Genomic DNA, 19,776 nt, shown 5'->3' on the forward strand with positions numbered 1-19,776 from the left:
CGCCCTTGCCTAGCCTTCGATGCGCGTCAGATCCGCCACACCCGCACAGATGCCTCGGATCTGGCTCAGCATGTTGAGCCTGTTGCGCCGAAGGACCGAATTCTCGGCATTCACCTGCACCGCCTCGAAGAAAGCGTCAATTGGTGCGCGAAGATCGGCCATCACCGACATGGCCTTGCCGAAATCCTCGGCCTCCATCGCGGGGGCCAGTTGCTCTGACGCGCGGGCGAGCGCCGCAAAAAGCGCCTTTTCCTCGGCTTCCTCGGCGAACTTGACGTCGGCACCAAAGGAATACTCGACGCCGTCGGCCTCTTCGGCCTGGGTCAGGATGTTGTTGGCCCGTTTGAACCCCTGAAGCAGGTTCTCACCATCCTCTGTCCCGAGGAATTCCGACAAGGCCGTCGCACGCTTGACCAGAAGCGTCAGATCGTCCGAGCCGGGCATGGCGAGGCACGCATCGATCACATCATGGCGCACACCGTGATCGCGCAGGTGCACCTTGAGCCTGTCATGAAAGAACGACAGAAGATCGTCCGAGACATCGGGAACGCGCTTTCCGATATCGTCGACGACCTTGCCGTTCTTGCCCTTGCGCGCATCGACCACCGCACGGAATGCCGAACCGAAGACGCCGTATTTCCCGATCTCGGCCAGGATTTCCTCGAGCGTGTCTATGTCATCGTCGTTGGCCTCCTCCCGGTTCAACTCGATCTTGTGACGCAAAAGTTGCGCATCGATGAACCGGTCAAGAGAGAGTCGCAGATCGTTGGTCAGGATCAGCCGAATGATGCCAAGCGCCGCACGGCGCAGGGCGAACGGATCCTTCGACCCGGTTGGTTTTTCATCGATCGCCCAGAACCCGGCGAGCGTGTCGATCTTGTCAGCCAGCGCCACGGCGATCGAGACCGGAGCATCGGGCACGGTATCCGTTGGCCCGAGGGGGCGGTAATGCGCCTCGCAGGCCTCGGCGATAGCATCGTCCAGCCCCTCGGCCTTGGCGTAATAACGACCCATAAGACCCTGAAGATCGGGGAATTCCCCAACCATTTCGGATTGCAGATCGGCCTTGCAAATCTCGGCCGCCTTGCGCGCCTCGCCGGCATCCGCCCCGACCAGCGGCGCGATGTCACCGGCCAGCGCAGTGATCCGGGTGATCCTGTCGGCCTGACTGCCCAGCTTGTTGTGGAAAGTCACGTTGGCAAGGCCTGCGGCCATCGCGGCCAGCCCCCCTTCGGCGACGATCCGCAGATCGTTTTCCCAGAAGAACTTGGCATCCGACAGCCGTGCGGCCAGCACCTTGCCGTTTCCGGCAAGGATCGTCGCCCCCTGATCCCGCGTTTCGATATTCGCGACGGTCACGAAGCGTTCGATTCGGCCTGTCTTGGGGTTGCGAACGGAAAAGAACTTCTGGTGTTCCTTCATCGAGGTGCGCAGCACCTCGGGCGGGAGGTCGAGGAAATCCTGTCCGATCGCCCCGCTCAGCACGACAGGCCATTCCACGAGGCCCGCAACCTCAGTCAGAAGCCCGGGGTCTTCGACCACCTCGAGCCCGGCGGCAAAGGCCTGGTTGGTGGCGTCATGCCAGATGTGATCCGCGCGTTCATCGGGGCGCAGGATCACGAAGGCGGACTTCAGCTTTGCTTCGTAATCATCGAAATCCACGACGGAAAATGGCTCCGGCGCCATGAAGCGATGGCCTCGGGTCACATCGCCCGCGACGATCCCGTCGATCTCCAGCGGGACGGTTTCGGCGCCGCCTTCGTCCGAGAGGATGCACAGGATCGAATGCAGCGGCCGAACCCAGCGCAGGCTGCCCGCGCCCCAACGCATGGATTTCGGCCACGGAAACTCCCGGATCGTCCGGGCCAGAACCTCGGCCACGATCTCGGCGGCAGGGCGACCCGGCCGTTCGATCACCGCAAACAGCACCTCGCCTTTCTTGTCGGCGCGGGTTTCAAGCTGATCCCGCGTCAAGCCGGTGGAGCGCAGGAACCCTTCGATCGCCTTGTCCGGCGCATCGGCCTTGGGGCCCCGACGCTCCTCGCGGACGGGCTGGCTCGCTCCGCTCAGCCCCTCGATCGAAAGCGCGAGCCGGCGCGGCGTGGAGAAACCGGCCGCAGCGGCATAGGTCAGTCCGGCCTCGACGAGGCCGTCGGTCACCAGCCGCTTGAGATCGGCCGCGGCGCGCGCCTGCATCCGGGCGGGAATCTCTTCGGAGAACAATTCGATCAGAAGATCAGGCATTTACTGCAACCTTTCCGGCACGGGCGGGCAGCCCTCGGGCGCGGGATCGCCGTCGAAGACGACTTCGCCGCAGGCATTGATCTGGTGCCACGCGACGGCGCGGCCTCCGGGCATCACCGCGACGATACGGTCGATCCCATAGGTGATGTTTTCGGCAGACAGGAAGGCGATCGCCTCGCCGGATTCCAGAGCGGTGCCAATGGCCTCTGCGTCGAAACAGTCGAACCAGCCCGGCGCGACCAAAGGTTCTGCCCCGTCGTAGGTGACATAGGTTTCGGCCAGAGTGGCCGGATCATCGGCAATGTCGAAACAGGCACGAAACCGGATCGGGGCCGAGGTGCTGTCGATCGCCTTGAAGTTTTCGAATGCGATCGCCACTGGTTCCCCGGTTTCGCGGGTCACCAATTGCACTTCTCCAACTTCCTCGGCGCTCACCTCTTCGTAATAGGCATAGAGCTGCAGGTAGTACATCAGCACCCCCGCGATCAGGGCAACCCCCACGATCGCCAATATGGCAATGCGGCCCATCATGCCGAATAGCCGCCCGCTTCGGTCCGGACAAAGGCATCGGCGCAGGCCTTGGCCAACGCGCGCACGCGGCCGATATAGGCCTGCCGTTCGGTGACCGAGATCACGCCCCGCGCATCGAGAAGATTGAACAGGTGGCTGGCCTTGATGCATTGGTCATAGGCCGGATGGGCGGCGATGATCCGTTTGCCGCTGCGGGGATCGTCCTCCGGCGCGGCAAGGATGCGGGCGCATTCCGCCTCGGCATCCTCGAAGTGCCGGAACAGCTGATCTGTCGAGGCCAGATCGAAGTTATGCCGGGAGTATTCCTCTTCGGTCTGGCGGAACACGTCGCCATAGGTCAGCGGAATGGGCGATTTCGGATCGTTGAACGGCATGTCCATGACGTGATCGACGCCCAGCACATACATCGCCAGACGCTCCAGACCATAGGTCAGCTCGCCCGAAACGGGATGGCAATCGTGGCCGCCGACCTGCTGGAAATAGGTGAACTGGCTCACCTCCATCCCGTCGCACCAAACCTCCCAACCCAGGCCCCATGCGCCCAGCGTGGGGCTTTCCCAATCATCCTCGACGAACCGAACATCATGCACGGACGCATCGATCCCGATCGCGGCCAGCGACCCGAGATAGAGGTCCTGCAGATCGGGCGGCGACGGTTTGATGATGACCTGATACTGATAATAATGCTGAAGCCGGTTCGGGTTCTCGCCATACCGCCCGTCAGTCGGGCGCCGCGAGGGCTGCACATAGGCCGCGGCCCAGGCCTTGTCGCCCAGCGCGCGCAGCGTCGTGGCGGGGTGAAACGTCCCGGCTCCCACCTCCATGTCATAGGGCTGAAGCATGGCGCAGCCCTGGCCAGCCCAGTAGGACTGCAACCTCAGGATGATCTCCTGAAAGCTTTTGGGCTTTTCGGTCATGGTGGCTCCTCGGGAGATGGTGACGCGCCTGTTCCTATTGCGGCCCCGTGTCAGGGTCAACGACCATGGGCGGATTGGTCACGTCTGGGCAAAACACGGTAAACACCGCACTTTTCCTGCTGACGGCCCCGGCTGGAATGCTAAGGTCTTCGGCAAATTGATCAAAAGTGTCAGGGATTGGGTGTGAAGAAACTGGTATCAAGGGCGACGCTGACGGGTTTGGTTCTGTCGGCCGTCCTGACGGGGGCTGTCTGGGCTCAGGACGATGGTGTCTGGGTCCAGATCGAGGCATTGCCAACGCTGGCTCAGGCACAGGAAAGGGCCCGCGCCTACGCACGCGACCTCCCCGATGTGAACGGGTATTTCCTTGGCGGGCGCTGGTATGGCGTCGCATTGGGGCCCTACACAAGCGAAGATGCCGAACAGGTCTTGCGCCAGCTGCGCGCCCGGGGGGTGATCCCCTCCGACAGCTATCTCGTCGACGGCGACCGGTTTCAGACCCAGTTCTATCCCATAGGCACCGGCGCGCCCACCGAGCCGCAGGATCTGCCCGCTATCATCACGGCGCCCGACACGACAGAGGCCGCGGCCCCCGAACCCGCGCCCGAACCGCAGCCCATCCCGGATGAAACCGTGGCAGAGGCCCGCGCCTCAGAGGCGCTGCTGAGCCGGGAGGAAAAGGAATTCCTGCAGATCGCGCTGCAATGGGCGGGGTTCTACAATGCCGCCATCGACGGCGCCTATGGCCGCGGCACGCGCGCCGCCATGTCCGCCTGGCAGGAGGCCAACGGCCGCGAGGCGACCGGTGTGCTGACGACCCGCCAGCGCGCAGACCTGATCGCGCAATACAACGCCGTGCTTGCAGGGATGAACCTTCAGAACCTGCGCGACGATGCCACCGGGATCGAGATGCAAATTCCCACCGGCGTTGTCGAATTCGAGGCCTATTCCCCGCCGTTCGCCCGTTTTGCGCCGAAGACAGAGCTGGATGCGACGGTTCTTCTGATTTCGCAGCCCGGCGATCAGGATCGGCTGTTCGGGCTTTACGAGATCCTCCAGACGCTCGAGATCATCCCGCCCGACGGCCCGCGCGAACGCCGCAACGCCTCCTTCACGATCGAGGGCATCGGCGAGAGCCGGCACAGCTATGTAACGGCCAGCCTCGAGAACGGCGAGATCAAGGGCTTTGCCCTGATCTGGCCCGCCGATGACGAAGAACGGCGCAGCCGTGTTCTGGCCGAGATGGAGGCCTCGTTCTCGCGGATCGACGGCGTTCTCGATCCGGGCCTCGTTTCGCCGGGCGAAGAGCAATCGGTCGATCTGGTCTCGGGCCTTGCGATCCGCAAGCCTCTCAAGGATCGCTCGGGCTTCTATATCGACAATGTCGGCACGGTGCTGACCTCGACCGATGCGATCGAAGGCTGCGGAGAGATCGTCCTTGACGGGGCACATGTCGCTGAAGTCACCTATCGCGACGATGATCTGGGGATCGCGGTGCTGCGATCGGAGGATCGGATCGCCCCGCTCGATGTGGCGCGGTTTCAGACCGGAACCCCGCGCCTTCAGGCCGAGATTGCCGTGGCGGGCTACCCCTACGGCGGGCTTCTGGCCTCGCCTGCGGTGACCTTCGGGCGCCTTGCCGATATTCGCGGCCTGAACGGCGAGGAAGAGGTCAAGCGTCTGGATATCATGGCCCAGCCCGGCGATGTGGGCGGCCCGGTGCTCGACAATGGCGGCGCGGTTCTGGGAATGCTGCTTCCGAAATCGGCGCGGGGCGGGCAAGTTCTGCCTCCCGAGGTCAGCTATTCGGTCGACGCCGACCAGATCGTCGCCGCCCTCGATCAGGCACAGGTGTCCTATCGGATCACCGATTCGGTCGAGGCGATCACGCCCGAACTCCTGACACGCGAGGCAGGAGACATCACGGTTCTCGTCAGCTGCTGGGAATGAGGCCGCCCGTCACGACCGCCAGAATGCCGCGGTAAAGAGGACGAGCACGACCATCAGCTCGAGCCGGCCCATGAACATGGCGAAGGACAGGATCCATTTCGCCGTGTCATTGAGCCCGCCGAAATTTCCGGCGGGCCCGATCTCGTTGCCGAGGCCGGGGCCCACGTTGGCGATCGCCGTCGCGGCGCCCGAGACAGACGTGATGAAATCGAGACCCGTCATGCTCAGCAGGACAGAGATGATCCCGATCGACACGATGAAGACGACGAAGAACGAGATCACCGAATTCATGATGTCTTCGCTGACCACGCGGCCCTGATAGCGCGGCTGGAACACGCCGTGGGGGGCGTGGATCTGCCGGATCTGCGATCCGATCGAGGCAAAGAGGATCTGATAGCGGAACACCTTGACCGAACAGGCCGTCGACCCGGCGCAGCCCCCGATCAGGCCGATGAAGAAAAACGCCGTCACGCAGAACGGGCCCCATTGCATGTAATCGGCGCTGGCATAGCCGGTGCCCGACATGATCGAGACCACGTTGAACAGGGCCTCGCGAAACGCGATCTCGGCAAAGCCATGGGTGGAATAGGCAAGCGAGAGGGAGATGGCGATCACGCAGACGCCGATCGCGATCATGAAGCCGCGCACCTGCGGATCCAGCAGAAGCGGGCGGGCCGACCCGCCGACCAGCTGGATGTAACGGACAAAAGGCAACGCGGCGAGGAACATGAAGGCCGATCCGACGTAATGCGCCCCTGCCCCATACATCCCGAACGAGGCGTCGGTATTGGCAAAGCCCCCGGTGGACACGGTGGTCATGGCATGGATCGTCGCATCGAAGGGCGTCATCCCGGTCAAGGAATAGGCCAGCGCGCAGGAAAAGGTCAGACCCACGTAGACCACGGAGATCGAGCTGGCGATCTCGGCCGCGCGGGGCAGGATCTTGCCCATCGTATCAAAGGCCTCCGACCGGAAGACCTGCATCCCGCCCACCTTTAGCTCGGGCAGGAACACCATCGCGACCACGATGATCCCGATCCCGCCCAGCCATTGCAGGATGCCGCGCCACAACAGGATGCCCTCGGGCAGGGTCTGGATCCCCGTCAACACGGTCGAACCGGTGGTCGTGATCCCCGACATCGCCTCGAAGAAGGCGTCGGTCCAGCTTGATTGCGTCTCGCCCAGAACGAAGGGCAGCGCGCCGAATGCCGGCAGCGCGATCCAGACCAGAGATGTCAGAAGAAAGGTCTGCCGCAGGCTCAGCCCGCCCGACGTGACCCCGTTCGAACAGGCAACCGCCACCAGCGCCCCGGCCATGATGGTGATCACCGAGCTTTCCAGAAACACCGGCCAATGCCCGTTCCCGGCCGCCAGATCGGCGAGCAGTGGCCCGAGCATTGTCAGTCCAAGCGTCGCGACCAGAAGGCCGATTACGTATCCCACGGGCCGAATATCGATCATGCGGCAGAGCGTTGGCGTGCCCGGGCCGCGTAGTCAAGCGAAAGCAGGCGCCAAAAACTCTCCGCCGAACCGCCACAATCGCACCCGATTGTTCCGGTAGCGGAAACAGTAAAGAAGCCGGCTTTCGCCAAGGATGACAACAGCCCGATGCCACACCCCTATGCCGATCTCCCCGACACGGCCTTTTGGAAAAAGGGCGTCGACGAAGCCGACAGGGCCCGCTTTCCCGGCCTTTACCAACCGCGGCTGAAGCTGACGCCCGAGACTCGCGTGGCGACCGCCGGCAGTTGTTTCGCCCAGCATATCGGGACATGGCTGAAGGCGGCCGGGTGCAGTGTCCTTGACGCCGAACCCCCGCCGCGCGCCATGTCCGACGTCCTGGCACGGCGCTTTGGCTATGGCCTGTTCTCGGGGCGATACGGCAACATCTATACCGCGCGGCAAATGCGCCAGTTCCTCGAAGAGGTGGCAGATGGCGAGGCCGATCCCCGCCATGTCTGGAAGAACGGTCACGCGTTCCGCGATGCCTTCCGCCCCAATGTGGAGCCCGACGGGCTCGGCAGCGTGGCAGAGGTGCTGCTGCATCGGGATTACCACCTCGAACGGACATCGCGGATGCTGCGCAAGGCGCAGCTGTTCATCTTCACGCTTGGGCTGACCGAGGCCTGGGAGGATATCGAGACCGGCCGGGTCTATCCGCTGTGCCCCGGCGTGGCGGGTGGCACATTCGACCCCGAAAGACATCGGTTCCGGAACTTTCGCCACGGCGAAATTGTCGCGGACCTTCATGCCATCCGGGCGCTTCTGCACCGCTTCAACCCGGGCATGGCTGTCTTGCTGACGGTCAGTCCCGTGCCACTGACAGCCACCGCGTCGGGCAATCACGTGTTGTCGGCAACCAGTTGGTCAAAGTCGACCCTGCGCGCGGCGGCCGGGGATTTCGTCGCCGACACCGAAGGCACCGACTACTTCCCCTCGCTTGAGCTGGTGACGCAGCCGGCCTCGGGCGGGCCGTGGTTCGCGCCGAACATGCGCGAGGTATCCGAGGCGGGCGTCGCACGGGTGATGTCGGTCTTTTTCGAGGCTCATGGCATGACCGACCTGATCGGCACCGCGCGCGATACCCGCGACAACGAGGACGACAGCGATCGCGAATCCGAGCCCTATTGCGATGAAATCCTTCTTCAGGCCTTCGCCACATGACGCTGCGCATTTGTTTTCTCGGCAATTCCCACATCGCCTGCGTCCGTCAGGCCTGGCAGACCGAGGCAGGGCGATGGTCCGGCATCGCGCCGCTGTTCGTGGGCGCGCACCGGAACCTTCTGCTCGAAACGGCCGAAGTGGCCGGCAAACTCGTCCCGACAAGCGATGGCGCGGCGCGCGCATTTGCCGATCTTGCCGGCATCGACCATGTCGACCTGAACGCCTTCGACGCCTTCGTGGTGACCGGCTGCCTCGTTTCCCTGGGCTGTATCGCGAACCTTTATCGTGATGCGCGCTGGCTCGACCTGCCCTCGATCGCCGCGCATGAGGATCTGGCCTCCGAACCGGCCGTCCTGATGTCGGATGCCGCCGTGCAGATGACCGCCGAGGACATCCTGTCACGCAGGCTCGGTCTGCGTGTTGCCCGCCATTTGCGCGATATGACGACCCGACCGATTGTCGTGACCAGCCAGGCCCGTGTCAGCGCGGTGATCGAACAGGCCCACAGGCCGGGGGTGCGGGCCCATCACGCCGCGCTCAGGGCCGGTGACGCGGCCAACCTCTCCGCCCTGTTCGACAGCTGCGCCAGCCGCGCCTGCCGCGACGCCGGCGCCACCTTCCTGCCCCAGCCCCGGCACACGATCACGAAAGATATCCTGACCGCGCGCCCGTTCATGGACGGGGCGGTGCGGCTGACCGCGGACGGCAGCACCCCCCAGCCGCCCCGCGACATCACCCACGCCAACGCCCGCTACGGCGCGGCCGTGCTGGACCAGATCGCCGAGCATTTCGGCGTTCAGGCGGTATAGGGCAAACGCTGCCGGGCAATCCCGGCGAAAAGGCGCGCGCCGTGGATCAGGGCGGCATCGTTGAAATCATACTCCGGGCTATGAAGCGGGGCCGACGCCTCGCCGTTGCCGATAAACCCGAAGGCGCCCGGCACATGCTCCAGCAGACGGGCGAAATCCTCGGACGCCGCGATGGGCGGCGCGTCCCTGTCGACGTGGTCCGAGACGGCCTCGGCCGCCTTGGCGAGGGCTTCCGCGGCCGCCGGATCATTGACCAGCGGGACGAATTCCCGACTGTAGCTCACCTGCGCCTCGATCCCGTGCTGGCGGGCCAGACCATGGGCGATCCGGATCATTTCCGCCTCGATCCGGTCAGAGATGTCGCGCCGGTAGCTGCGCGCATCGCCCCGGATGACCGCCCGACCGGGCAGCGCGTTGCGCGTGCCATCGGTTTCGAATTCCGTGACGGACAGGACGGCGATTTCGGCGGGGTCGATCTTGCGGGCGATGATGGTCTGCAATTCCATGACCAGCGCGCAGGCGGGCACCATGACCTCGCGGGTGGCGTGGGGACGCGCCGCATGGCCACCCTGCCCGGTGAGCGTGATCTCGAAGATATCCTCGGCCGCCATCAGGGGGCCCGCACGCGTCGCCGTATGGCCCAGCGGCATGCCGGGCATGTTGTGAAGCCCATAGACCTCGTCGCAGGGGAACCGGGTCAGAAGCCCGTCATCAAGCATCGCCTGCGCGCCCCGACCCCATTCCTCGGCCGGCTGAAAGATCAGATGCAATGTCCCGTCAAAGCCGCCCTCGTTGGCCAGAAGGCGCGCCGCCCCCAGCAGCATGGCGGTATGTCCGTCATGGCCGCAGGCATGCATCGTGCCGGGCGTCTCTGACCTCCAGCCACGGCCCGCGACCTCTGTGATCCTGAGCGCGTCCATGTCGGCCCTGAGCCCGATCGCCCGGTTCGACCGGCCTCGTGTAAGGGTGCCGACAACGCCGGTGCCGCCGATGCCGACCGAGACCTCGGCCCCCATCTCGCGCAGCACATCCGCGACACGTCCGGCTGTCCGGTGTTCTTCAAACCCGAATTCGGGATGGCGATGCAGGTCGCGCCGCCATTCCGTCATGTCGGCCACAAGGGAATCGATGTCTGTCATGCGCCCATTAGCCCGAAAACGGGCCCAAAGCGCAAAGTCGGGATCAGCCCACGTGGAAGAGCGTCGCGAAAAGCCTCGGATCGAGGCTTTCGGAGGCGAAGGTCTTGCCCTCGGTCAGAAGGCTCACGGCGTCATGGCTGTGCAGGCTTTCCTGATGGCTTGCCAGAACGCGGAAATCACCAACCCTCGGGTCAAGCTGAAGCTGCTCACTGAACAGACGCGCCGCATCCTCGACAAAGATCGGGTTGGCGGCGTTCAGTTCGGCAAAGGCCTGTTCATCCTCGCGTTTGACCATCACCTGCGTCTCGGTGGGAACGGCCGCACGGGCCATGTCGATCACATCTTCGAACCACAGGCAGGGGCCGGGCTCGATCACCAGCGAAATCCGAGCGACCGAACGCTGCGAATGCGGGGTGGCCAGCTGGCCGCGCATCTGCCGCGCATGTTCGCTGAGTTCCAGAGAACAGGGGCAGGTCGAGGAATAGACATAGTCGAGATGAACGATCTTCTTGCGGATACCATCCTGTTCGACCAGCTCGAGCGCGATGTCGTAATACTGGTAGCCTGCCAGACCCGAGCGCAGCGATTGCACCTTCATCGGGAAGGAGAACCGCATCTGGATACGCGCATCGAAGCTTTCGAGATCGGTCTTGTAGGCGTCGAGCGCCTTTTCGATCACCTCGAAGGAGAAGGTTTCCTCGGCATGTTTGTAGAAAGTCCGCATGATCCGCGACATGTTGATGCCCTTCTTCTCGGCATCGAGGCTGACGGTGCCCGTCACGCTCGTCTCCAGCGTCAGGTCGCCATTGTCGCGGGTGTGAAAGCGGATCGGCAGACGGAAGTTCGAGATGCCGACATGCTGGATCGGGCGCTGCGCGCCACGGATCAGCGAGGACGGGCCGTTCTGAAGATCGGGCATCGTCGCGCGGTAATCTTCGTCAGCCTCGAAATCCTCGGGATAGGCCCGCGCAAGCGCAGGATAATTGGCCAGTTCGCGGCCAGGGATCAGGCGCGAGACCATCGGATCAAGCATCGCGGCCTCTTCTGGCGTGACATCCACAACCCAACGGCGCAGCAGATCCAGCGCCGCCTCGGCGTCTTCACGGCTGGGCTCGCGTTCGAGATCCCGGGAAAAATGGTTCATTTTGGCCCCCTGAGGCTGCGACAGAGCACCAGTATATGGGGCCTGCCTTTTCGATTTCCACAGAAATCCTGAAAACCCTAACGGCCGTTCATGAACGTTTCATTAAGCTCGACGACCCCCTCGCCCCGGAAAACGCCATTCTAGGCGTCGGCACAGGCCCCGCCGCGGTCAGATCGCGGCCAGTGCCCCGCGCAAATCCGCCACAATATCGGCCGTATCCTCGAGCCCGACAGACAGCCGGATCAGCCCCGGCGTGATACCGAGGATCGCCTTCTGCTCGTCCGACAGGCGCTGATGCGTCGTAGTCGCGGGATGCGTCGCGATCGATTTGGCGTCACCCAAATTGTTGGAGATCAGAACGATCTCCAGCGCATTGAGAGCCTTGAACGCCGCCTCCTGACTGCCGCAATCGAAGGCCAGCACCGTGCCGCCCTTGCCGCCCATCTGGGACAGGCACAGGTCATGCTGAGGATGGGTTTCAAGCGTGGGATAGATCACGCGTGACAGGCCCGCATCGCCGGCCAGCGCGTCCGCGATCGACCGCGCGCTTTCGGTCTGGGCCCGGACCCTGAGGTCCATCGTCTCGAGCCCCTTCAGCATCAGCCAGGCCGAAAACGGCGACAGCGCCGCGCCCGTATGCTTGAGATAGGGCTCCACGGTTTTGCGGATGAATTCCTTCGTTCCAAGGATCACGCCGCCCAGCGCACGGCCCTGCCCGTCCATGTGCTTGGTCGCCGAATAGACGATCACATCGGCGCCCAGCGCCACGGCATCCGACCAGATCGGTGTCGAGAACACGTTGTCGACGATCACGGTGGCACCAACCGCATGGGCGAGGTCGGACACGGCCCGGATGTCCACGATCTCGAGCGTCGGGTTCGACATGGATTCGAAAAAGACAGCCTTTGTGTCGGGGCGGATCGCTGCCTTCCACTGATCAAGATCGGTGCCGTCGACGAAGGTCACCTCGACACCGAAGCGCGTCAGAACGTCCTCGAGGATATAGAGACACGACCCGAAAAGCGCCCGCGACGACACCACATGATCTCCCGCCCGCAGCATCGAGGTGAGCGCGCCGTTGACGGCCGCCATGCCGGAGGCCGTTGCAAAGCCATCCTCGGTGCCTTCGATCGCCGCGATCCGCTCCTCGAACATGCGCACGGTCGGGTTGCCATAGCGGGCGTAGATGAATTCGTCGTCGCCGGCCTTAAGGAAGCGTGCCTCGGCGGCTTCGGCACTGTCATAGACGAACCCTTGGGTGAGAAAGATCGCCTCGCTCACTTCGTTGTACTGGCTCCGGCGGACACCGCCATGCACCGCCTTGGTGCGTTTTGAAATCGTCATCTCTCTTCTCCCGTTCTCGGGGCACAAAAAAGCCCCGACACCGGCAAAGGTATCGGGGCGGTATCCGCTCCTACCTCTTTAGCGGTTTGTTTTACGTGGCCCGCAATCCGGTAACAAATCGCCACGCTCGTGCAATAGACCCGGGGCGGGGATCGGTCAAGCCTCCTCCGGGTGGGGGCGGCACGACAGGTCTTGCCTTTCGGGGTGCCTGCGTGGTCTTCGTCCCGCATGCGAGTGCGACGCCCCGGCGAAGGGCGTCAGGGAGGACATGGTTTGCAGCCTGATATCGTGATTGTACTGGCCGGTCTGGCTTTCATCGTCGGTTACCTGATCATCAATCAGGTCATCCTTCGGCTGGTCCTGCTGCTGGGGACAGCGCTCTACATCCTGTATTACTTCATTGCAGGTGATGCGCCGCTTTGGGGTGCGATCTATGCCAGCATGCTGACCTTCACGGCGAACCTGATCGGTCTGGGGCTGTTGCTGGCGCGGCGGGCATGGTGGATGGTGCCGCCGAAATTCAGGGATATGCGCGACAGGTTCGCCTCGATCCCGCCGGGCGATCTGAGGTCGGTTTTGCGCCACGCCCACCGTTACCGGCTTGAGGATGACCTTGTCATGACCCGCGAAGGCAGACCGGTCGACACGCTCTATTTCGTGCTGTCGGGCCGGATATCGGCCGAAAAGCTGGGCGAGCGTTTCCTGATCCCGTCCGGGGTTTTCGTGGGAGAGGTCGCCTATCTGACGGGCCGGCCGAGTTCGGCCACGATCACGGTTGACAAGGGGGCCGAGGTGATCAGCTGGTCAATCGAGGCGCTGGCCCGGCAAACCCGGCGCAATCCCCGGGCGCGGCTGGCGCTCGAGGCGCTGATCTCGACGGATCTGGCCGCGAAGGTGGCCCTTGCAGTCGCCCCCAAGAACCTGCCTCCGGAATATTCCTAGTAGGGATCGTCGCAATCCGGCGTTGTCAGGAACAGCACGACCCAGAACGCCGCATGGTAGAGAAGCGGTCCAAGCGCCAGAACGACGACCCAGATGTGCAGCGGTGCGGTCAGGATCAGCGCTTCGTTCACGGCGATGGCGAACAGCCCCAGAACCGAGCGCACAAGCCCCACATGCCGGTGAAAGCGGGCCTCTGATTCTGTCTCGAAGCTGGTGGGCTCCTCGCGATAGGTCAGCGCCAGAACGGCGCCCACCATCAGCAGGACAGAGATGGTGCGCTGCGCAACAACCGCATCGCCGCTGATCAGGATCGCCCCGATCAGGCCAATGGCAAGCGCGACGGCTATCGTGCCGGACGGCCCGTCGGGCCGGCGCTGTTCCATCGCTTCGGGTATGCGTCTCCAGGCTTGCGTGCTCATGGCGAGAACGACCGAGGTCACGAGAGCGGCCTCCGGATCGAGGCCGGCAAAGCCCAGCGACGTCCAGACGGTGATGAGCGCAAGCGACGGCCAGAGAAAATCCAGTCCCAGCGGCGGGATCAGCGAGGCCATCGAGCCCATCTGTATGAATATGCGACGGATCATTCCTGAATTCTTGATTAGGATCGGGGTCAATCGCGTGGCCGAATTGAGGCTTTTGCGTGGTCGGGCCCTACTTTTCCGAGGCGCCCTCGTCGTCCTCTATCAGCAGGTAGCGCTGAAGCGAGACGATCTGCAGCCACAGGAACGCGAACAGCACGGCCGGAAAGGCAAAAGTCTCGAGTTTCACCCACAAATCCGTGCTCTGGGTGCGCCAGATGACTTCGTTCGCGATCGCAAGGCCTGCGAACATCGCCGTCAGCCTGCGCGTCAGGATCATCCAGCCCGCGTCTTCCATCGGAAGCATCTCGCCCATCACCCATTGCATGTAGCTGCGCCCCTGCAAGAGCCCGAGGCCGAGGATCGCGGCGAAGGCGCCGTAGACGATCGAGGTCTTCATCTTGAAGAATCTCTCGTCGTTGAACCACGCGGTCAGCCCGCCGAAAAAGACGACCATGAAGGCGGTGAACACCTGCATCCGGCTGAGTTTGCCGGTCATCGCCCAGAGGATCCCCATGGCCACCAGCAGAATCGGCACGAAGATCACGGTGGCCACGATAAAGCCGCTGTAATCCGTTCCGGCAATCTGGAAGGTCTCGTCCCGCAACCGAAGATAGATCAGGAAAAAGACAATTGTCGGCCCCAGTTCAAGGACCTGCTTCAGGACGGGATTGATCTGACGTTCGCTCATGAACCCCTCTTATCCGCCAAGTTCCACGATGACAGCCCCCAAAGCGATCAGGCACATCAGGATCAACCGCCTGGGGCCCACGTTGTCGCCCAGAATGAACCAACCGATCAGCGCGGCAAACACGGTCGATGTCTCGCGCAGGACGGCCGCCTCCCCCACCTTGTCGAGGAAGGTCGCCAGCATCACGCCGCCAAAGCTGAACCAGCCCAGCACCGCGCCGATCACCCCGCGCGCCATCAGGGGGCCGATCCGGGGCGGGTCGGCCATGCGTCGATAGCGCAGCCACGCGATGACCGGAAAATCGAGGCTGGTGAACAGAAAGAACCACGCGAGAAACGTGAACGGATCGGCCGACTGGCGAATGCCCCAGGCGTCATAGGTGGTGTAGACCGCAACCAGAACGCCGCAGAGCGTGGCCCAGGCAAGCGCCACCTTGATCGTGCGGGGATCGACCTTTTCCTCGCTGAGGTTGCGCAGCGCAAGCAGCAGGATCCCGCCAGACAGGCAGACCACGCCCACCCATTGCATCGCGGTGAAATGCTCACGGAAGATGATCGATGCAGCCGCCACGGTGACGATCGGGCCGGTTCCGCGCACGACCGGGTAGACGACCGTGTAAGCCGCCCGTTCATAGGCGCGCGCCATCGTCAGCTTGTAGAAGAAATGCACGACCACCGCGCCCGCGATGATCAGCGCCATCCTCGTATCGGGCCACGGCACGAGGAACAGCGCGATCGGCGCCGAGATCACCGCGAACGACAGATCAATCGATCCGCGCGATAGCCACGGGTCATGCGCGCCCTTCTGCAACGCTCCGAACACCGCGTGAAAGAAGGCCGACATCAGCGCCATCATCGTGGCGACCGACGCGCCTTGCGCCGTTCCCGCGATCGAGATCAGCCAGTCGCTCACCCGCGCCGACCCTGTCGCCCGATCATTGCGCGGGCGGTCTGGGGGTGTATTCGAAGCGGATGCGCACGCCGTCGAGCAAGGTCTCGGGATTGCGCACACCACCGGAATTCAGCCAGTTCGGCACAAGCCTGATCCAGCCGAAGGGCGGATCCGCCGTGACAGAGATGCGCAGGTCGCCGCGCGGCGACGGCAAATCCTCGAGGAAGGTGATCATCTCGGCCCTGGTCTCGGCGGTAAAGCTGCTGTCCGGCAGTGCCTCGATCTGGCGCGACAGATCGGCCACCAATCCGGGCATCGAGATCGCCGGATCCTCGTCCGGCGCCATGGCCGTCAGGACCAGCCGCTCCAGCAGATAGGTCTCGAACAGCCCGAACGTCGTCACATCGACCGTCATCGATGCAAGCACGGCGCTGCCGAGGCTGGTGCGCAGGGTGCTCATGCTCGACAAATCGACGCCGCCGGCCTGCGCCGACATGCGCAACCCATTCTCGCCGGGAAAATCAAGGTTCAGCGCATCGAGGAACAGCCGGTTCGTCAGCTGATCCCACCGCATCTCGAGCCGACCCGAGACCGCCTCGTTGAGGGCCTGGGCCCGCCGCACATAATCCGTGCGAAGATCGCCGGTCAGCCGGACCGTCCGCGCGCGTTCGACCGTCAGCATGAGCGAGCGGGGCGGTATCCCCTCTTCGGCGAAGCGGTCGAGCCCCTGCCCTTCCCACGTGATCCGGTCGATCAGGATCTGGGCAAAGCTTTCGTTGGCCTCGACGGTCCGGGCCACGCAAAGCGGGCCTTCGGCCGTGATCTCCGCCGAGACGGCGATGGGCATAGCGCGTGCCAGCATGTCCCAGCTGTCCTGACAGGTTGCGGGCGATTGCTGGGCCACGGCTGGACCGGCCACTGCGATCATCAGGGCCGCAACCAGCGCCCTCATTCGGCAATCCCCACGAGGGCCTCTGCGAATTCGCGCGGATCAAAGGGCGCGAGGTCGTCGATCTGTTCGCCCACGCCGATCGCATGGATCGGCAGGCCGAACTTGTCGGCCAGCGCCACCAGCACGCCACCTTTTGCCGTGCCGTCGAGTTTCGTCATCACGAGGCCCGACACATCCGCCACCTTGCGGAAGATATCGACCTGCAAAAGCGCGTTCTGGCCGGTCGTCGCATCAAGCACCAGCATGGTGTTGTGGGGCGCGTCGGGATCCTTCTTGCGGATCACGCGCACGATCTTGGCCAGCTCTTCCATCAGGTCGGCGCGATTCTGCAGGCGTCCGGCGGTGTCGATCATCAGAAGGTCGGCCCCTTCGGCCTGCGCCTTGGTCATCGCGTCGAACGCAAGGCTTGCCGGATCGGAGCCTTCGGGCGCGGTCAGAACGGGGACGCCCGCCCGGTCGCCCCAGATCTGGAGTTGTTCGACAGCGGCCGCGCGGAACGTGTCGCCGGCCGCGATCACGACGCTCTTGCCGGCTGCGCGAAACTGGCTGGCAAGCTTGCCGATCGTCGTCGTCTTGCCAGACCCGTTGACGCCCACCACCAGAACGACCTGCGGCTTCATGGGATAGATCGGCAGCGGTTTGGCGACGGGCTCCATGATGCGGGTGATCTCATCGGCCAGAAGGCCCTTGATCTCGGGCACCGAGAGCCTGCGCCCCATGCGCCCTTCGGCTAGGTTGGCGGCGACGCGCAGGGCGGTATCGACGCCCATATCGGCCCGGATCAGCAGCTCTTCCAGCTGTTCCAGCATCTCGTCATCGAGAACCCGGCGCGGGACGGCAACCTCTTCGCGGCCGAAGAGGCGGCCCATGAGGCCGCGTCGGGGCGCCTCGGCCACCAGCGCCTCCGCTGTCGGCGGATCGTATTGCGGGGCGGGCATCGGCTCTTCGGGCCAGGCCGGGCTTGGCTCTGGCGCAGGGATACCCACGGGTTCCGGTTCGGGTTCCGGCTCCCGCCTCGGCGGGACCGGCAAAGGCTCGGGCGTGGGTTCGGGATCATGGGCCGGCTCTGTCTCCGGGCCGGGAACGGGTTCCGGTTCGGGGGCAGGCTCCGGTTCGGGGGCGGGCCGGGGCACTTCTTCGGGCTCCGGCGGGGCCACCGGCTCGGGTTCAGGCGCCGGAACAGGCTCGGGTTCCGGCGCGGGCGCGGGCGACGGCTCGGGCGCGGGGACTTCGCGTGGGGGCGGCTCAGGGGCGGGGGCCTCTTCCTCGGGGGCGGCCCCCTCTTCCACAATCGCCTCGAGCCCCTCGTCCAGCTTTGACGAGGAAGTGAAAAGCTTGTCCTTCAATTTCTTGAAAAATGACATTGCGCCGCCTTTTTCGTGGTTCAAGACCAACTAACCACGCCAGCGGGAATTTGAAAGGCCCTGCCCTTGTCCGGGCCCTCCTGCCGGTCATAATCGTCGTTATCCCGTTCGCGCTTATCACGGAGCGTTCATGCCAGTCTTCGCCGCCGCGACACTGATCCCCGCCATGCTGATCGCGGCAGGCGCGGCATGGGGCGGCGTGTGGATCGCATCTGCGGTGGCCTTCATGACCCTGTTCATCGGCCTGACCGACGAGTTGGCCCGCCGCGCGGACAACGGACCCGGAGGATCGGAATTCCCGGCGGGCACCGCGCTGTCCGTGATCCTTGGCGGCGTGCATTTCGTGTTGCTGACCGTCGTCATCTGGCGCATCGCGGGCGACGACACGCTCGGGACCATGGAAAAAGCGGGGCTATTCATCGCCGCTGGTCTGTACTTCGGGCAAATCAGCAATCCCAACGCGCATGAGTTGATCCATTGCCGCCCCCGATGGCTGCGCAACCTCGGCAGCTGGATCTACATTTCCCTGCTGTATGGTCACCACAGCTCGGCCCACACCCTTGTACATCATATCCGCGTCGCAACGCCTGCCGACCCCGCGACGGCACGCCGGGGCGAAAGCCTCTACCGCTACATGCTCCGGGCCTGGGTCGGTGGCTTTCGCGAGGGGCTGCAGGCCGAGATCCGTCGCAGCCACGCCGCAGGCCGGCCTGCCTGGCGCAACCCTTACATCGTCTATGTGGGGGGCGCGCTTGGCCTCTTGGCACTCAGCTATCTGGTGGCGGGGCCCAAGGGCGTGCTGTTCCATCTCTGGCTTGCGGCCTTTGCGCAGACCCAGCTTCTGATGTCGGATTACGTGCAGCATTACGGGCTGATGCGGCGTATCACCGCCAATGGCCGCCCCGTTCCGGTGGGTGCCGAACACAGCTGGAACAGCCCGCACCGCGCCTCGGCCGCGATGATGCTCAACGCGCCGCGCCATTCCGATCATCATGTACGCCCGATGGTGCAATACCCCGCGCTCAGGCTCGACGGCGACATGCCGATGCTGCCGCGTAGCCTGCCCGCCATGTGCTGCATCGCCCTGTCGCCAAACCTGTGGCGCAGGGTCATGGACCCCCGCGTGGCGGAATGGCGCGCAGCCCACGACGATGTGACCCCGGCCGCCTAGCCCGCGATGTCGCGATCTGGCAGGGTTTGCGCCATGCGAATGATCGTGATCCTGTTTGCGCTGCTATTCCCCCGCCTCGTCGCGGCCGACACCCCGATGACGGCCGAGGAATTCGAGGCCTATGTCACCGGGCGCACCCTGTCCTACGGCGTGAATGGCGAGGTCTACGGGGCGGAAGAATACCACCCCGGACGGTTCGTGACGTGGTCATTCCTCGATGGCCAATGCGAAGAGGGCCGCTGGTATCCCCAGGACGATGCGATCTGTTTCGTCTATGATTTCGATCCCGACCCGCATTGCTGGCGCTTCTTCCGCGAAACCGGCGGCCTGCGCGCCGAATTTCTGGATGGCACCACCCTTGGCTCCCTCTACGAGGTAGGCGAGGCGGAGGACGGTCTTGGCTGTATCGGCCCCGACATCGGCGTCTGAGCGATCGGGGGCTGAC

At 64.2% G+C, this 19,776-nt stretch carries 18 protein-coding genes and 1 riboswitch; of the genes, 6 read left to right on the forward strand and 12 right to left on the reverse strand.

Going from position 1 to position 19,776, the window contains the following annotated elements:
- Positions 1-9: 9 nt before the first annotated feature.
- Genes glyS through EP376_RS17235 form a run of 3 tightly spaced genes read right to left on the reverse strand, consistent with a single transcriptional unit; the run spans position 10 to position 3,692 of the window.
- Positions 10-2,244 carry a glycine--tRNA ligase subunit beta gene (gene glyS, locus EP376_RS17225; RefSeq protein WP_127656869.1) on the reverse strand — a complete coding sequence of 745 codons (2,235 nt, stop codon included), beginning with the start codon at positions 2,242-2,244 and terminating at the stop codon, positions 10-12.
- A complete protein-coding gene (locus tag EP376_RS17230) occupies positions 2,245-2,775 on the reverse strand; it encodes a DUF6446 family protein (RefSeq protein ID WP_127656870.1) in 531 nt (176 codons plus the stop codon).
- Complete coding sequence (locus EP376_RS17235; RefSeq protein ID WP_127656871.1) at positions 2,772-3,692, reverse strand: glycine--tRNA ligase subunit alpha; 921 nt, start codon at positions 3,690-3,692, stop codon at positions 2,772-2,774. Before EP376_RS17235 ends, EP376_RS17230 begins: the two co-directional genes overlap by 4 nt.
- Before the next feature lie 183 nt (positions 3,693-3,875).
- Here EP376_RS17235 and EP376_RS17240 point away from each other — a divergent pair, with 183 nt between their 5' ends.
- Entirely contained in the window at positions 3,876-5,642 is a 1,767-nt protein-coding gene (locus tag EP376_RS17240) for a trypsin-like peptidase domain-containing protein (protein ID WP_240652476.1), read from the forward strand.
- A gap of 9 nt (positions 5,643-5,651) precedes the next feature.
- Here the strand turns inward: EP376_RS17240 and EP376_RS17245 are convergent, their stop codons facing one another.
- Positions 5,652-7,103, reverse strand: coding sequence for a TrkH family potassium uptake protein (locus tag EP376_RS17245; protein WP_127656872.1), 1,452 nt, complete (start codon positions 7,101-7,103; stop codon positions 5,652-5,654).
- A gap of 147 nt (positions 7,104-7,250) precedes the next feature.
- Here EP376_RS17245 and EP376_RS17250 point away from each other — a divergent pair, with 147 nt between their 5' ends.
- Together EP376_RS17250 and EP376_RS17255 are read left to right on the forward strand one after the other, a co-directional pair.
- Positions 7,251-8,306, forward strand: a complete 1,056-nt coding sequence (locus tag EP376_RS17250) for a GSCFA domain-containing protein (RefSeq protein WP_127656873.1) — start codon at positions 7,251-7,253, stop codon at positions 8,304-8,306.
- Complete coding sequence (locus EP376_RS17255; protein WP_127656874.1) at positions 8,303-9,115, forward strand: hypothetical protein; 813 nt, start codon at positions 8,303-8,305, stop codon at positions 9,113-9,115. The genes EP376_RS17250 and EP376_RS17255 overlap by 4 nt, the downstream gene beginning before the upstream one ends.
- On the opposite strand, the gene EP376_RS17260 is transcribed toward EP376_RS17255, so the two are convergent.
- The 3 genes from EP376_RS17260 to metZ form a co-directional block, all read right to left on the reverse strand.
- Entirely contained in the window at positions 9,103-10,254 is a 1,152-nt protein-coding gene (locus tag EP376_RS17260; protein ID WP_127656875.1) for an amidohydrolase, read from the reverse strand. The genes EP376_RS17255 and EP376_RS17260 overlap by 13 nt on opposite strands.
- Positions 10,255-10,297: 43 nt before the next feature.
- Positions 10,298-11,398 carry a GTP cyclohydrolase FolE2 gene (gene folE2 / locus EP376_RS17265; RefSeq protein ID WP_127656876.1) on the reverse strand — a complete coding sequence of 367 codons (1,101 nt, stop codon included), beginning with the start codon at positions 11,396-11,398 and terminating at the stop codon, positions 10,298-10,300.
- Positions 11,399-11,566: 168 nt separating this feature from the next.
- Positions 11,567-12,742 carry an O-succinylhomoserine sulfhydrylase gene (gene metZ / locus EP376_RS17270; RefSeq protein WP_127656877.1) on the reverse strand — a complete coding sequence of 392 codons (1,176 nt, stop codon included), beginning with the start codon at positions 12,740-12,742 and terminating at the stop codon, positions 11,567-11,569.
- Positions 12,743-12,799: 57 nt separating this feature from the next.
- Positions 12,800-12,877, reverse strand: a riboswitch (SAM riboswitch).
- A gap of 138 nt (positions 12,878-13,015) precedes the next feature.
- On the opposite strand from metZ, the gene EP376_RS17275 reads away from it, so the two are divergent.
- Positions 13,016-13,684 carry a Crp/Fnr family transcriptional regulator gene (locus EP376_RS17275; protein WP_164744966.1) on the forward strand — a complete coding sequence of 223 codons (669 nt, stop codon included), beginning with the start codon at positions 13,016-13,018 and terminating at the stop codon, positions 13,682-13,684.
- On the opposite strand, the gene EP376_RS17280 is transcribed toward EP376_RS17275, so the two are convergent.
- The 5 genes from EP376_RS17280 to ftsY form a co-directional block, all read right to left on the reverse strand.
- Complete coding sequence (locus EP376_RS17280) at positions 13,681-14,268, reverse strand: hypothetical protein (RefSeq protein ID WP_127656879.1); 588 nt, start codon at positions 14,266-14,268, stop codon at positions 13,681-13,683. The two genes, EP376_RS17275 and EP376_RS17280, sit on opposite strands and share 4 nt — an antisense overlap.
- A gap of 67 nt (positions 14,269-14,335) precedes the next feature.
- The gene (locus tag EP376_RS17285; protein ID WP_127656880.1) at positions 14,336-14,953 is read right to left on the reverse strand and encodes an inner membrane-spanning protein YciB; all 618 of its coding nucleotides are present in this window, start codon (positions 14,951-14,953) and stop codon (positions 14,336-14,338) included.
- A gap of 9 nt (positions 14,954-14,962) precedes the next feature.
- A complete protein-coding gene (locus EP376_RS17290; protein ID WP_127656881.1) occupies positions 14,963-15,865 on the reverse strand; it encodes an EamA family transporter in 903 nt (300 codons plus the stop codon).
- A 22-nt stretch (positions 15,866-15,887) separates the two neighbouring features.
- A complete protein-coding gene (locus tag EP376_RS17295) occupies positions 15,888-16,796 on the reverse strand; it encodes a hypothetical protein (protein ID WP_127656882.1) in 909 nt (302 codons plus the stop codon).
- Positions 16,793-18,160, reverse strand: coding sequence for a signal recognition particle-docking protein FtsY (gene ftsY / locus EP376_RS17300; protein WP_127656883.1), 1,368 nt, complete (start codon positions 18,158-18,160; stop codon positions 16,793-16,795). The genes EP376_RS17295 and ftsY overlap by 4 nt, the downstream gene beginning before the upstream one ends.
- 130 nt (positions 18,161-18,290) lie before the next feature.
- On the opposite strand from ftsY, the gene EP376_RS17305 reads away from it, so the two are divergent.
- The gene (locus tag EP376_RS17305; RefSeq protein WP_127656884.1) at positions 18,291-19,331 is read left to right on the forward strand and encodes an alkane 1-monooxygenase; all 1,041 of its coding nucleotides are present in this window, start codon (positions 18,291-18,293) and stop codon (positions 19,329-19,331) included.
- Between the two features lie 33 nt (positions 19,332-19,364).
- Positions 19,365-19,760 carry a hypothetical protein gene (locus tag EP376_RS17310; protein WP_127656885.1) on the forward strand — a complete coding sequence of 132 codons (396 nt, stop codon included), beginning with the start codon at positions 19,365-19,367 and terminating at the stop codon, positions 19,758-19,760.
- Positions 19,761-19,776 lie beyond the last annotated feature (16 nt).

The organism is Alexandriicola marinus (assembly GCF_004000435.1).
GTDB lineage: Bacteria > Pseudomonadota > Alphaproteobacteria > Rhodobacterales > Rhodobacteraceae > Alexandriicola > Alexandriicola marinus.

Bases quoted from the DNA above. Each gene is read 5' to 3' on its own strand.
- EP376_RS17285 (WP_127656880.1), bottom strand. From the start codon at position 14,953: ATGAGCGAACGTCAGATCAATCCCGTCCTGAAGCAGGTCCTTGAACTG.
- metZ (WP_127656877.1), bottom strand. From the start codon at position 12,742: ATGACGATTTCAAAACGCACCAAGGCGGTGCATGGCGGTGTCCGCCGG.
- EP376_RS17295 (WP_127656882.1), bottom strand. From the start codon at position 16,796: ATGAGGGCGCTGGTTGCGGCCCTGATGATCGCAGTGGCCGGTCCAGCC.
- ftsY (WP_127656883.1), bottom strand. From the start codon at position 18,160: ATGTCATTTTTCAAGAAATTGAAGGACAAGCTTTTCACTTCCTCGTCA.
- EP376_RS17250 (WP_127656873.1), top strand. From the start codon at position 7,251: ATGCCACACCCCTATGCCGATCTCCCCGACACGGCCTTTTGGAAAAAG.
- EP376_RS17280 (WP_127656879.1), bottom strand. From the start codon at position 14,268: ATGATCCGTCGCATATTCATACAGATGGGCTCGATGGCCTCGCTGATC.
- EP376_RS17230 (WP_127656870.1), bottom strand. From the start codon at position 2,775: ATGATGGGCCGCATTGCCATATTGGCGATCGTGGGGGTTGCCCTGATC.
- EP376_RS17235 (WP_127656871.1), bottom strand. From the start codon at position 3,692: ATGACCGAAAAGCCCAAAAGCTTTCAGGAGATCATCCTGAGGTTGCAG.
- EP376_RS17260 (WP_127656875.1), bottom strand. From the start codon at position 10,254: ATGACAGACATCGATTCCCTTGTGGCCGACATGACGGAATGGCGGCGC.
- glyS (WP_127656869.1), bottom strand. From the start codon at position 2,244: ATGCCTGATCTTCTGATCGAATTGTTCTCCGAAGAGATTCCCGCCCGG.
- EP376_RS17305 (WP_127656884.1), top strand. From the start codon at position 18,291: ATGCCAGTCTTCGCCGCCGCGACACTGATCCCCGCCATGCTGATCGCG.
- folE2 (WP_127656876.1), bottom strand. From the start codon at position 11,398: ATGAACCATTTTTCCCGGGATCTCGAACGCGAGCCCAGCCGTGAAGAC.
- EP376_RS17310 (WP_127656885.1), top strand. From the start codon at position 19,365: ATGCGAATGATCGTGATCCTGTTTGCGCTGCTATTCCCCCGCCTCGTC.
- EP376_RS17255 (WP_127656874.1), top strand. From the start codon at position 8,303: ATGACGCTGCGCATTTGTTTTCTCGGCAATTCCCACATCGCCTGCGTC.
- EP376_RS17245 (WP_127656872.1), bottom strand. From the start codon at position 7,103: ATGATCGATATTCGGCCCGTGGGATACGTAATCGGCCTTCTGGTCGCG.